Source organism: Streptosporangium canum (assembly GCF_900113865.1).
Lineage (GTDB): Bacteria > Actinomycetota > Actinomycetes > Streptosporangiales > Streptosporangiaceae > Streptosporangium > Streptosporangium canum.
The window spans coordinates 395,986-408,831 of record NZ_FOQY01000004.1; the positions used below are offsets into that span (position 1 = coordinate 395,986).

Genomic DNA, 12,846 nt, shown 5'->3' on the forward strand with positions numbered 1-12,846 from the left:
CCGTCAGGGGGCGACGAGCTTCGCCAGGCCCGGGTAGTCGGTGACGATGCCGTCGGCGTCGAAGGTGAGGTCGGCGCCGAAGCCCTCGCTCTCGTAGCGCACCGCGCCGGCGCCGAGGTGGGTGTAGCGCTGGGGGTGGCGGATCACGTGCAGGTGCGGGACCTGGACCCAGGCCATGACGAAGTCCATCCGCCCCTCGCACTTGTCGAGGCCGTGACGGAGCACCGGCATGGTGTTCGTCAGCGGCGAGAGCCCGAGGTCGCAGTCGAGCGCGCCGTTCAGGACGTTCATGTCCCCGCCGGGCGGCGGCCCGCCGAGACGCCCCTCCTCCTTCGTCTCGCACGACCAGCTGCCGTGGGCGGAGCGGCGCAGGTCGAGCGCCCGGTGCCAGCCCGCGCCATGGGCCCGTACGGAGAGCAGCTCGGTCATGTATCCGGGGAGGGTCCGCAGGGTGTACTCCAGGCGGTAGGGCGCGGGGTCCGTCCCGATCGCCACGCCGACCGCCGTCAGCTCCGACGCGAGGCTCACCTCGGCGTATTCGGCGCCCCCGTCCTTCATCCACACGAGTCCGCGCATCCCTCTCCCCCTTCGCCCGCCCCTTCCCACCCCCGTGCGAGGTGGCCGGCGGCACCGACGTACCCCGGGGAGGGGCGCGCGAACCGCCCGCGGCCCCGGAAGGGGGCCGGGGGGCGCGGCCCGTCCCCGTGCCGGTCTCCGGCGCCCCGATCCAGTTGTCCGCCGCCAGCAGCGGCGCGCCTACTCCAGCCGCAGCAGCGCGTTGACCGACCGCACCAGCTCGGCGGGCAGCTTGAGCGTCTCGCGGTCGTAGGTGAGCAGCCCGTTCAGCTCGTCCTCGACGTCGGAGAGCTGGGTGTAGACGGTCGCGCTCAGGCCCCGCCGGATGGCTGGGACGATCTGCTCGGCATGCAGGCGGCTGAACGCCTCGCCGAGCTGCTCGGCCGAGCCGTACCGCCGGTAGCCGAAGTCCTTGTCGTTGAACGCGTGGCCGTCCACCCGCAGGTTGTACCCGCCGTACTCCGACAGCACGAGGACCCGCCGGTCGCCGCGGCGCCGGCGCGGCACGCGGAAGCGGCGGAAGTAGACGTGCAGGCTCTTCAGATCGCCCCCGCCCTGGTCGTGCCAGCCGCTGGCGTGGTCGACCGTGCGGGTGGGGTCGAGTTCGGCGACCTCGGCGGCGATCCGCGCCGCGTCGAACTGCCCCCAGCCCTCGTTGAACGGCACCCAGACGGCCAGGCTCACCACATTGCGCAGGTGCTCCACGGTGTCGCGGAGCTCGGTGCGGAAGCGGGCCCGGCCCTGGGCGTCGGCACGCCCGAACCACCGGTGACGGCGGTCGCCGAGCCGCAGCGGGGTGAGCACGGGCGCGGTGATGGCGTACTCCCAGCGGCCGTTGAGGTTGAGATAGAACGTTTTAGTATCATCTATTTGGTCTTACCGCAGCTCTTCTCCTTCGGATTGAGTGTCCGGTCAGCGAACCTCCGGTGCCGGACATCCGGCCGGCGGACGGCCGGCCCGCCCACGCGGCGGCGGGCGGCGGGCAGGGCGGCGCGGGATCACGCGGCCAGGTGGCGGGGCATCCCTTCCGGCGGGAAAACACCCCGGACCGCCGTCTCGCCCGCCGCAATTCGGGCATATCCGGGGGAGAGCAACGGACCACGCCGATCGGCGGCGGATCGGCCTCCCCGCCCCGGGGGCGGGGACGGGTCCCCTCATCCGAGGGAGGACACCATGAACGCCGTCCGGATGAACCTTGAGCGCCTGGAGATCCCGGCCGCCGACGTCGTGCTGGAGGCCGATGTCGTGGTGCCGCGACCGGCGCACGGAATGGTGCTGTTCGCGCACGGCAGCGGCAGCAGCCGCCACAGCCCGCGCAACCGTCACGTGGCGGGCGAGCTCCAGAGGGCCGGTCTGGCCACGGTCCTCGCCGACCTGCTCACACCGGAGGAGGAACGGGCCGACGCCCGCACGGGTGAGTTCCGCTTCGACATCGGCATGCTCGCCGTCCGGCTGGTGGCGCTGACCGACTGGCTGGTGCGGCACCCGCCCACCGCCGGCCTCCGCACCGGGCTCTTCGGCGCCAGCACGGGCGCGGCGGCCGCGCTCGTCGCCGCCTCGGCGCGGCCCGCCCTCGTCAAGGCGGTCGTCTCCCGTGGCGGGCGGCCGGACCTCGCCGGCGAGGCGCTCCGCTCGGTCCACCAGCCCACGCTGCTGATCGTCGGCGGGCACGACCCCGTCGTCGCCGAACTCAACCGCGAGGCGGCCGCCAGGCTGGGCGGCGAGACGCGGCTGGAGACGGTTCCGGGCGCCTCACACCTCTTCGAGGAGCCCGGGACGCTGGAGCAGGTAGCCCGGCTGGCCCAGGAGTGGTTCCTGCGCCACCTGACACCGGAACCCGGTCCCGAGGGCGAGGGCGAGGGCCCGCGGGTCCCGGGGATGCGCCCGCGCTGACCCCCGGGACCGGCACGCCGACCCCGGGCATCCGGTCGACGGTCCGGGCATCCGGTCGACGGGTTTGCCCGGGATTCGGCCCGCACCGATCCCGGGGATCCCGTCGACGGGCTTCACGGGGCACCGATGAAACGCCAGGATTGGGCGTGTGAACCGCACAGCCGTACGCCTGGGAGTGCTCCTGCTGGCCGGAGCGGCGGTGACGGCCGTGCTCGTCGCGCTGCTGACACCCTTCTCGTCCGGACCCTCCGGCGACCTGCCCGGCGGTGACGGCCGCGGCGGATCGCCCGGCGTCGTGGTCGAACGGCTGAGCGAGCGCGACCACGTGCTCACGATCTCCTCCGCCGCGCTCGGCCGCGAGGGCATGGTCCGCGTGCTGCTGCCCGAGGGCTGGCGGCCGGGCTCGGGGCCGTGGCCGGTGCTGTACCTGCTGAACGGCTGCTGCCAGTCCGAGTATGACGCGTGGGTCACCCGGGGGGAGGCCGCCAGGCTCACCTCGCGCTACCCGGCGGTCGTGGTCGTGCCCGAGGGCGGCGAGGTCGGTTTCTACTCCGACTGGCGCGATGGGCCCGGGTGGGAGAGCTTCCACCTGACCGAGGTCCGCCGGATCCTGGAGCGCGACTACGGCGCCGGGGACCGCCGCGCGGTGGCCGGGCTGTCCATGGGCGGGTTCGGCGCGATGTCCTACGCGGCCCGCCATCCGGGCATGTTCCAGGCCGCCGCCTCCTTCTCGGGCGTGCTGCACACCCGCGACGGCAACGGCGGCGTCGACTGGCTGCTCGGTCGCAGCGGCGAGGACTCCGGGAAGCTCTGGGGCGATCCGGGCGATCCGGAGTGGGCCGCGCACAACCCGTCCGACCTCACCGGGAGGCTGCGCGGAGTGCGGCTCTTCGTCTCCTGCGGGGACGGCTCCCCCGGCCCGCTGGACTCCCCCGCCGCCTCCGTGGACGAGGGGGAGACCTCCCTGCTCCGCCAGGCCGTCACCTTCACCGAGCGGGCCAGGGCGGACGGCGCCGAGGTGGCGGTCGACTTCTACGGCCCCGGCACGCACAGCTGGCCGTACTGGCAGCGCGGCCTGGAACGCGCGCTCCCGATGCTCATGGGCTCCATCGGCGTGACAGCCTGACCCCCATCGCATTCCGTCACCATGAGTAGGCATTTCGTCACTTAAAGTTAGTTAAGTGACGGTTAGTGACCTCATATCTGGCTATGAGAGGAAATAACCAATCGGTCCTGAACTACGGGGGAGCAAGATGACGAACTTCGACCAGATCAAGGGCAAGGTCAAGGAGACCGCGGGGGAGGCGGTCGACAACGAAAGGCTGGCCGACAAGGGCCGGGCCGACCGTGCCAAGGGTAAGGCGAAGGAGGCGGCGGACAAGGCCAAGGACAGGGCCAAGAAGGCCTCCGACGACGCGCGGAGCCGCTTCGCCGAGTAGGGACCGCCCCGGATGACGGGCGCCGCGGACAGCACTCACGCCGTCCGCGGCGCCTTCCGTGTCGGAGCTCCCACCTCGCCCGGAAAGTTCAGGCGGGCGACTCTGGACGTTCAGCTCAGGCACCCCTGTCCGGCCACCCCCGTGACTAGCGTTCCTCAAACACCCCAGTTCAGGGGCGTTCGCCGTATGTCATGAGGAGCCACCTTGCGAGTCCTGGCCGTTGTCCCCGCCCGTGGAGGTTCGGTGGGCGTCCCGCTGAAGAACCTGGCCGCGGTGGGCGGCACTCCCCTGGTCGCCCGCGCGGTGAAGGCCTGCGTGCGGGCCGAGCTGATCGACGAGGTGGTGGTCAGCACCGACCACGCGGAGATCGCCGCCGTGGCCCGCGAGGCCGGAGCGACCGTGATCCACCGGCCGGAGGAGCTGAGCGACGCGACCGCCTCCAGCGAGTCGGCCGTCCTGCACGTGCTCGACCACATGTCCGACAGCCCCGACGTGGTCGTCCTGGTGCAGTGCACCAGCGCCTTCATCGACCCCGCCGACCTGGACACCGCCATCGTCAAGGTCCTCGACGGCACCGCCGACGTGGTGTTCTCCGGGCTGCGGACGCACGAGTTCCTCTGGAGCGCCGCCGGCGCGGGCGTCAACCACGACCCGTCCTTCCGGCCGCGCCGGCAGGACCGCGAGCCGCACTTCCGTGAGACCGGCGCGTTCTACGTGATGCGCGCCGAGGGCCTGCGCGAGCACGGCCACCGCTTCTTCGGCGCCGTCGCCGTCCAGGAGGTGCCGCCGCGGCACGCCGTCGAGGTGGACACCGCCGAGGACCTGGAGATCGTCCGGGCGCTGGCGCCGTTCGTGGACCGGCCCGAGCCGATCGACGTGGACGCCGTGATCACCGACTTCGACGGCGTGCACACCGACGACCGCGCCTACGTCGACCAGGACGGCCGCGAGATGGTCGCGGTCAGCCGCTCCGACGGCATGGGCGTCGCGCTGCTGCGCCGGTCCGGCGTCAAGCTGATGATCATGTCCACCGAGCACAACCCGGTGGTCGCCGCCCGCGCCCGCAAGCTGGGCGTGCCGGTCCTGCAGGGCCTGACCGACAAGCGGACCGTGCTGCGCGACTGGCTGACCATCGAAGGGCTGGACCCGGCCCGCGTCGCCTACATCGGCAACGACGTCAACGACCTGGGCCCGATGAGCGACGTCGGCTGGCCCGTCACGGTCCCCGACGCCCACCCCCTGGTCCGCGCCGCCGCCCGGACCGTGCTCACCAGGCCCGGCGGGGCGGGAGCCGTACGGGAGCTGTGCGACCGGGTCCTCGCGGCCCGCCCGGAGACCGCGGCCGTGCCCGCTCCCGCGCCCCGCGCCGAGCTGCGGCTCACCCCGGTCGCCAGGCCGGTCCAGATCGGCGACGCGCTGGTCGGCGCCGGCCGGCCGGTCTACGTGATCGGCGAGATCGGCATCAACCACAACGGCGACCTGGACATCGCGCGCAGGCTCATCGACGTGGCGGCCGAGGCGGGCTGCCAGGCGGTCAAGTTCCAGAAGCGCACCCCGGAGATCTGCGTGCCGCTGGAACAGCGCGACCAGATCCGGCAGACGCCGTGGGGCGAGATGACCTACATGGAGTACAAGCTCAGGACCGAGTTCGGCCTGGACGAGTACACCGAGATCGCCGCCCACTGCCGGGAGCGGGGCCTGCACTGGTTCGCCTCGCCGTGGGACGTGCCGTCGGTGGACTTCCTGGAGTCCATGGACGTGGTCACCCACAAGATCGCCTCAGCCGGCGTGACCGACCTGGAGCTGCTCCGCGCGCTCGCCGCCACCGGCAAGCCGCTCATCCTGTCCACCGGCATGTCCACGCTGGAGGAGATCGACCGGGCGGTGGAGATCCTCGGCACCTCCAAGCTCGTGCTGATGCACGCCACCTCCACCTACCCGCTCCCCCCGGAGGAGGCCAACCTCCGCACGATCGTCACCCTCCAGGAGCGGTACGGCGTGCCGGTCGGCTACTCCGGCCACGAGCGCGGCCTGCAGATCTCGCTCGCCGCGGTGACCCTCGGCGCGGTGACCGTGGAGCGGCACATCACGCTGGACCGCACCATGTGGGGCTCCGACCACGCCGCCTCGCTGGAGCCGGCCGGCCTGGAGCACCTGGTCCGCGACATCCGCATCATCGAGACCGCGCTCGGGGACGGCGTCAAGCGGGTCTTCCCCGGCGAGGAGGCCCCCAAGTCCCGCCTGCGCCGCGTCACCGTGTGATCCGCGCCGGAGGCGGCGCCGCTTGTCCTCGCGGAGGACCGGATTCCGGATGGGAAAGAGAAACTTGATCAAACTGTCCGTCGTCGTCCCGGTGCGGGACGTCGAGCTCTACATCTCCGACGCGCTGACCTCGCTCATCAGGAACGCGCACAGGGACTTCGAGTTCATCGTGGTGGACGACGGATCGGCGGACGCGACCGGGCAGATCATCGAGGACTTCCGCGAGGACCTGCCCGGCCTGGTCGTCCTGCGCAACGAGAGGCCGGTGGGGCTGGCCGACGCCCGCAACCTCGGGGTGTCGCTGGCCTCGGGCCGCTACCTGACCTTCATGGACGGCGACGACTGGCTGGCGCCCGGCTACCTCACCGACCTGGTCGGGGCGATCGAACGGCTCGGCTGCGACTTCGTCCGGGTGGACCACGTCCAGGTGGAGGGCCGCAGGCGGGTGATCCACCGGGCGCCGCCGGCCCCCCGCGAGGTGGTGCTCAAGCCGCGCGACCACATCCTGCCCGCCGAGGTCAGGACCATGGTCGACTACCCCTACGCCTGGGCCGGGATCTACCGCCGCGACCTCGGCGACCTGCTGACCTTCCCCGGGCACCTGCACACCGCCGAGGACCGGCCGTGGATCTGGCGGCTGCACCGTCAGGCGAGCTCGTTCGGGGTGGTCTCGCTGGCCGGGCTCTTCTACCGGCGGATGGTGCCCGGCTCGCTGACCCGGATCGGCGACGCCCGGCAGCTGCACTTCTTCGACGCCTTCGACCTCGTCTTCGCCGATCTGGAGGACGAGTTCGCGCCCAAGGCGGCACGCACCTTCTGCGCCCTGCTGGCCCACCACCTGGAGCTGGCCGACCGCTTCTCCCCCGAGCTCCGCGCCCGCTTCGAGCGGCGCGGCGTCGAAGCCCTGCGGCGGCTGCCCGGGGACCTGCTCGCCGGGACACGCCTGGACCCGGAACGCGACCAGATCCTGCGGCGGCTGTTGGAGGCCCGGTGACGCAGCTTTTCTACGCCTCGACCCTGTTCGGCGCGATGACGCTGGCGGCGGCGATCGACGACGGCCGCTTCGGACCGCGCGACGGCCGCCGGATCCTGCTGGTCTCCAACAACGCGGCCATCCCGGAGATCACCCCGTCCCTGGACCAGGTCCCCGGCTTCGCCGCGCTGCGTCCGCGCTTCGACGAGGTCCGGTCGTGGAACGACGTCGTGGCCCCGCTGCACCCGTCGGACTGGAGAGCCCGGATCATCGAGGTCCCGATGCTGGGCCGCCTGCTGCTGTCCCATCTCTCCCTGGACGGCGGCCCGGACGAGCTGATCCTGGAGTCCGTCGCGGTCCCTCCGTCGCGGACCCTCGCCGGTCTGGTCAAGGACTGCCCGATCACGGTCTACTCCGACGGCCTGATGAGCTACGGTCCCACCCGCGACCCGCTCCCGTCGGAGATCTCCGGCCGGATCACCCGCCTGCTCCACCTCGACCTCGTGCCGGGCCTGTCCCCGCTGCTGCTGTCGGAGTACGGCGTGCCCGCCGAGACCCTTCCGGACCGGGCCTTCCTCGACGTGATCGCGCAGAGCGGCGCGGCCGGGGAGGAGACCCGGGACCTGCCCGCCGGGCCGCCGATGATCCTCGGCCAGTACCTGTCCGCGCTGGACATCGTCACCCCCGAGGAGGAGGCCGGGCTCCACGCGGACATGCTGCGCGGCCTGGCCGCCCGGGGGTTCGGCACCGTGCTGTTCAAGCCCCACCCGGCCGCCGGGCGGCGGCACGCCCAGCGCCTCCGCGAGACGGCCGCAGAGCTGGGCGTGCGGCTGGCGGTGGCGGGAGAGGGCGTCGCGGCGGAGTCGTGCTTCGCCGCGCTCAGGCCCGCCCTCGTGGTGGGGTGCTTCTCCACCGCCCTGATCACCGCCAGGCGGCACTTCGGCCTGCCGGTGGCGGCGATGGGCGGGGAACTGGTCCTGGAACGGCTCTCGCCGTACGAGAACAGCAACCGCATACCCGCCACCATCACCGACGCCCTGCTCCCCCGGCTGTCGGCCGACGGGACGCTGGAGGAGCCGCCGCCGGTGGACCTTCAGGCCCTGGTCCGCGCCGTCGGCTACTGCATGCGGAGCGAGACCCACCCCGGCCTGCGCGAGCAGGCCGCCGCCTACCTCGACGCCCACGGGCCCGCCCGCTACTTCAAGCGGCAGCGCCTGGCCGCCCTGGGGCTGGCCCCCGCGCCCTCCGCCCGGCAGCCCGGCGCTCTGGACAGGCTCCGCCACCGCCTGTCCCGAGCGCTTTCCTGACCCGTACGGCCCACCGCCCCCGATCAGGCTTCTCTCCGGATGGTTCCAGCGGGAAATCAGGGCTCGGCACAGAACACCACACCGCGCACTCGTATGACGGTCTCCGCCGCCGACGCGGCCAGAGCGTCGACCGTGGACCCCGACGCCGGCAGCGACACCACGTCCTTCAGCCCGGGGCCCCAGCCGTTCGACGAGCATCGCGGCCTGCTCCGGCGGGCGGAACCCGGCCAACCACGTGCGAGTCCGTCAGCCCAGCGCCCTGAGGTAGCGGCGCATCCGGCGCTTGGCCCGGTAGCCGACGCGCAGCACGTTGGGCGGGACCTCGACCCGCAGGCGGGCGCGGCGCCGGGCGGCGACGTGCTGCGGGCCGTCGAGCAGCGACCGGGCCGGGGCCCGGCGTCCCGCACGGACCTGGGCGACCAGCGTGACCATCTGGGACACCCAGTCGCTCTCCCCACGCGGGTGGAAGTAGTTGGCCTGGCACCAGGCCTCGTCCGGGGTACGGAAGCGGCTCTCGGACAGGTCGTCCAGCGTGCCGAGCAGGCCGCTGTCCTCGAAGACCAGGTTGATCATCTCGGCGCCGACCCCGAAGTCCGACAGCACCAGCAGGGGCACCGACTGGGCGATCGCCTCCAGCGCGGCGGTCGAGCTGACCGTGACGAATCCGGCAGCGTGCGCCAGGTGCTCGTGCATGGGCCCCACGGCGAACCGCACGGCGCCGGGACTGACCCGGCCGCCGTCGGCCAGTGACTGCCACAGGCGCTGGTAGTGGTGGCGCTCGTTGTGGGTCTGCCGCTCGGTGTCCAGGGCGCGGAGCTTGACCACCACGTCGAGGTCGGGCCGCCGCTCGGCCAGCGCGGCCAGCGCGAGCAGGATCCGCTCGCGCTCCTCCCTGCGCCTGGGCACCTTGGCCTGGGTCGCGAACACCACCCGGTCGCGCGGGCCGGTGACGGGGACCTCCTCGCCGCCGTGGAGGAACGGCAGCCGGGTCAGGCCCACCGCCCCGCCTCCGCCCAGCTCCCGGCCGAGCGCCGAGAACTCCTCGACCTCCCGCTCGCTGTGCAGGACGAACAGGTCGCATCCGCTGCGGAACACCCATGCCTTCTCGGTCGCCGGGATGGAGATCCCCGGCAGCCCGGAGATGAACACCGGTCTCGGCGTCAGACCGGCGAGCACCTCGCTGACCAGCACGTCCACCACGGGCCCGGTGCAGGCGACGAGCACCACGTCCGGCCTGAACCGCTCGGCGGCCCGGCGCAGCGCACGGGCCGACAGCACGGGCGGATCGGCTGCCGCACCCGCGACGGCCGCGTGGATCTGGGCCGGGGAGGGCGTGATGGGCGTACGGATCACCGTCAGCTCCGCCGTACAGCTCGAAGGCAGGTCCCCGAGCAGGTGGGCGGCCCACTTCAGGTAGGAGTCCGAGTCGGCCACGGCCAGGACCTTCACGCTGTAGCTCCAGTGTCGTGATGGGCGAACATCGACAGGTGGGAACGGAGTGAGGGCGCCGCCTGGGCGGTCCACCACTCCTCGGGGACGTCCACCGTCTCCACGGCCACGCCCCGGGCCGAGAGCAGGACCCGCAGGGAGGTGACCGCGGTGGACGGCAGGCTCAGCACCCGCTGTTCGGCGGCGAGTCCGCGCAGGGTCATCTCGGCGGGGATCCCGCCGTCGTAGACGGTGATCCCGGGCTGTTCCCCGACCCGGGCGAGATCATGGGGGTCCTCCCTGCGGTGCGGGAAGTACGCGACCGGCTCGGACGAGCCGAGCCCGGCCAGCCAGGTGAAGTAACGGTCGCGGTGGATCAGGCCGTTGCGCACCAGCGAGGTGCCGAGCACGACGGTGCGCTCCTCGGGACGGGGCCTGCGCAGGGGCTGCGACCGCAGCCAGGCGAAGTCGTGGGCGACCAGCTCCGCGCCCCTGTCCCGTACGGCCCGCGCCAGCTCGGCGGGGACGGGCAGGGCCGTGAAGATCGACAGCCGGCCGGATCGGGCGGCGGCGCGCAGCCGCAGGCCGGCCGCCGTTCCCAGCGCGCTCCTGAGCCCGGACCCGAGCGGGCGCGCCGTGGCGCGGGCCCGTAGCAGCGGCGTCCAGATCCGCCCGGTGAGCAGTTCCAGGAGCCTGATGGTCGCCAGGCCGTCGTCGACGATCACGATGCGTCCCGGCAGGGCGGTCAGCCAGCCGAACTGCACCTTGCCGGAGAAGGCGTCGCCGACCACCCAGGTCGTGCCCCGGCGGGGTCTGGGCATCTCGGGCTCGGGGGCGGCCAGTTCCAGGCCGCCGGGGAGGCCGAGCCGGGAGATCTCGCGGCGGGTGACGACAAGAGGGCGCAGACCGGCGCGGGGCAGCACCCGGGTACGGGCGCCGAGCAGTCCGGCGTGGTGGGCCTCCACGGCGCAGAGCATCTGCAGCGGGGACTCCACCCAGGCGACGGCCGAACCCTGCTCCCGCGCGTGGTCCCGGCCGTTCTCCACGCCGGACGATGACCCGTTCACGACCGCCTCACCGTAACCCGGATGTCTTACACGTCCAGGAACTGCGGGTGAACACCCGAATACGCCCACTTGCGCGCCCGGTGCGGAACGATCTACCGTGGTGTACGGAACGGTTTCGTACACCACGCCTCCCATCCCGATCGCCCACCTCAGAGGAGACAGGCCATGTGGACTCCGGACGACATCCCCGACCTGACCGGTTCCACCGCGGTGGTCACCGGCGCCAACGGCGGCATCGGGCTGCCGACCGCGGCACGACTGGCCGGGCGCGGCGCCCGGGTGATCATGACCGCGCGCGACCTCGCCAGGGGGGAGGCGGCGGTGAAGGCGGTCCGGGCGGAGGCACCGGGCGCGCGGATCGAGCTGAGAGCGCTGGATCTCGCCGACCTGGGCTCGGTGCGAGGATTCGCGGCCGGCTTCGACGGACCGATCGACATATTGGTCAACAATGCAGGAATCGGCATGATTCCTCGGCGGACCACCGCCGACGGCTTCGAGATGCAGTTCGGCACCAACCATCTGGGCCACTTCGCGCTGACCGGGCTGCTGCTGCCCCATCTGCTCGCCAGACCGGGCGCCCGGGTCGTCACGGTCTCCAGCGACGCGCACAGCCTGGGCAGAATCGACTTCGACGACCTGGGGCTCGAGCGCGGGTACGGACGGTTCTCGGCCTACGGCAGATCGAAGCTGGCCAACCTGCTGTTCACGCTGGAACTGCAGCGCCGGGCGGGGGGACGGCTGCTCAGCGTGGCCACCCACCCCGGCGCCACGGCCACCGGCATCATGAAGCTGGGCGTGCTCACCCGGCCGGCCAACGCCCTCATGCGGCTGGCGCTCCAGTCTCCCGACAGGGGCGCGGCCCCCTCCCTCTACGCCGCCACCTCTCCCGAGGTGACCGGAGGCCAGTTCATCGGTCCCGGCCCGAAGGCGCTGACCCCTTCGCCCAAGGCGCTGGACGAGATCGTGGCCCGGCGGCTGTGGGAGACGTCGGAGGAGCTCACAAGCGTACGATTCGAGACGATCACACAGCACTCGTAGCCCACCGGAGGCATCTTGCGGCTCGACCCCAGGCGAGAGCGGGCGATTCTCGACGCGACCATGGAACTGCTCTCCGAGGTCGGATTCGACCGCATGTCCGTCGACCAGATCGCCAAGCGCGCCAGCGCGAGCAAGGCCACGATCTACCGCCGCTGGCCGGGCAAGGAGGCCCTGGTCGTGGACCTGGTCTGCAACCATCTGGAGATCGACGTCGCACCTCCGCCCGACACGGGGTCGATGCGCGGCGACCTCGTGGCGGTGGTGGCCGGATTCTGCCGGACCCTGGAGCAGCAGCACGGCCTGGTCTTCGCGCTGGTCCCCGCCCTGCTCACCGCCCCCGGCCTGGCGGCCGCCCTGCGCGCCAACGTGCCGCGCCCCGACATCACCGGCACCGTCCCGCTCCTCGACCGCGCCCGCGAGCGGGGCGAGCTGCCGGGCGGGGCCGACCCCGGCGAGATCAGGAAGGTCACCGAGGCGCTGGTCTGGCACCGGCTCCTCATCACCGGAGAGCCACTGGACGACGCCTTCGCCGAGGAGACGGTCGACCGGGTGCTGCTGCCGCTGATCCACGCCTGGTCCACGGCCACCACCTGATCAAATCGGGTGTTTTCGCAGGTAAAACAGGGTCAAGACAAAAGATCTACGATGATGGTGAAACCGGGGGGCGGGGAAAGACCGGCCCGGCGGCTCCCCGCCGGCGCCGACGCCCGCAAATGCCTGCTCCGCAGGCGTTCCCGGCCCCGCACCGGCCGCCGGACGCCTCGCCGAGGATCTTGAGTGCGGCCAAGTCTTCCCCCTCGATTCAGACGTATTCCCAAGTCAGGGCAATGTGCCGGACTTGTAATCGTTTGTCCGGTTCACGT

General features: G+C 72.5%; 12 protein-coding genes. 8 read left to right on the forward strand and 4 right to left on the reverse strand.

Going from position 1 to position 12,846, the window contains the following annotated elements; all coding sequences use genetic code 11:
• Positions 1–3: 3 nt before the first annotated feature.
• Positions 4–576: a putative glycolipid-binding domain-containing protein gene (locus BM085_RS08375; RefSeq protein WP_093886421.1), complete on the reverse strand. Its 573-nt coding sequence runs from the start codon at positions 574–576 to the stop codon at positions 4–6.
• Between the two features lie 180 nt (positions 577–756).
• Positions 757–1,380, reverse strand: a complete 624-nt coding sequence (locus BM085_RS08380; RefSeq protein WP_245789201.1) for a hypothetical protein — start codon at positions 1,378–1,380, stop codon at positions 757–759.
• A gap of 369 nt (positions 1,381–1,749) precedes the next feature.
• On the opposite strand from BM085_RS08380, the gene BM085_RS08385 reads away from it, so the two are divergent.
• From BM085_RS08385 to BM085_RS08410, 6 genes are all read left to right on the forward strand, one after another.
• Positions 1,750–2,469: a dienelactone hydrolase family protein gene (locus BM085_RS08385; protein WP_093886422.1), complete on the forward strand. Its 720-nt coding sequence runs from the start codon at positions 1,750–1,752 to the stop codon at positions 2,467–2,469.
• Between the two features lie 148 nt (positions 2,470–2,617).
• On the forward strand, positions 2,618–3,595 hold the full coding sequence (locus tag BM085_RS08390; protein WP_218158649.1) for an alpha/beta hydrolase: 978 nt from the start codon (positions 2,618–2,620) through the stop codon (positions 3,593–3,595).
• A 127-nt stretch (positions 3,596–3,722) separates the two neighbouring features.
• The gene (locus BM085_RS08395; protein WP_093886423.1) at positions 3,723–3,908 is read left to right on the forward strand and encodes a CsbD family protein; all 186 of its coding nucleotides are present in this window, start codon (positions 3,723–3,725) and stop codon (positions 3,906–3,908) included.
• Positions 3,909–4,112: 204 nt separating this feature from the next.
• The gene (locus BM085_RS08400) at positions 4,113–6,170 is read left to right on the forward strand and encodes an N-acetylneuraminate synthase family protein (RefSeq protein ID WP_093886424.1); all 2,058 of its coding nucleotides are present in this window, start codon (positions 4,113–4,115) and stop codon (positions 6,168–6,170) included.
• Between the two features lie 64 nt (positions 6,171–6,234).
• The gene (locus BM085_RS08405) at positions 6,235–7,164 is read left to right on the forward strand and encodes a glycosyltransferase family 2 protein (RefSeq protein WP_093886425.1); all 930 of its coding nucleotides are present in this window, start codon (positions 6,235–6,237) and stop codon (positions 7,162–7,164) included.
• The gene (locus BM085_RS08410; protein ID WP_093886426.1) at positions 7,161–8,450 is read left to right on the forward strand and encodes an alpha-2,8-polysialyltransferase family protein; all 1,290 of its coding nucleotides are present in this window, start codon (positions 7,161–7,163) and stop codon (positions 8,448–8,450) included. Before BM085_RS08405 ends, BM085_RS08410 begins: the two co-directional genes overlap by 4 nt.
• A 246-nt stretch (positions 8,451–8,696) precedes the next feature.
• Here the strand turns inward: BM085_RS08410 and BM085_RS08415 are convergent, their stop codons facing one another.
• On the reverse strand, positions 8,697–9,899 hold the full coding sequence (locus BM085_RS08415; RefSeq protein ID WP_093886427.1) for a DUF6716 putative glycosyltransferase: 1,203 nt from the start codon (positions 9,897–9,899) through the stop codon (positions 8,697–8,699).
• Positions 9,896–10,945, reverse strand: coding sequence for a hypothetical protein (locus BM085_RS08420; protein ID WP_093886428.1), 1,050 nt, complete (start codon positions 10,943–10,945; stop codon positions 9,896–9,898). Before BM085_RS08420 ends, BM085_RS08415 begins: the two co-directional genes overlap by 4 nt.
• 165 nt (positions 10,946–11,110) lie before the next feature.
• Between BM085_RS08420 and BM085_RS08425 the strand changes: the two genes are divergently transcribed.
• Together BM085_RS08425 and BM085_RS08430 are read left to right on the forward strand one after the other, a co-directional pair.
• Positions 11,111–11,983 carry an oxidoreductase gene (locus BM085_RS08425; RefSeq protein ID WP_093886429.1) on the forward strand — a complete coding sequence of 291 codons (873 nt, stop codon included), beginning with the start codon at positions 11,111–11,113 and terminating at the stop codon, positions 11,981–11,983.
• Positions 11,984–11,998: 15 nt separating this feature from the next.
• On the forward strand, positions 11,999–12,577 hold the full coding sequence (locus tag BM085_RS08430; RefSeq protein WP_093886430.1) for a TetR/AcrR family transcriptional regulator: 579 nt from the start codon (positions 11,999–12,001) through the stop codon (positions 12,575–12,577).
• Positions 12,578–12,846: the final 269 nt, after the last annotated feature.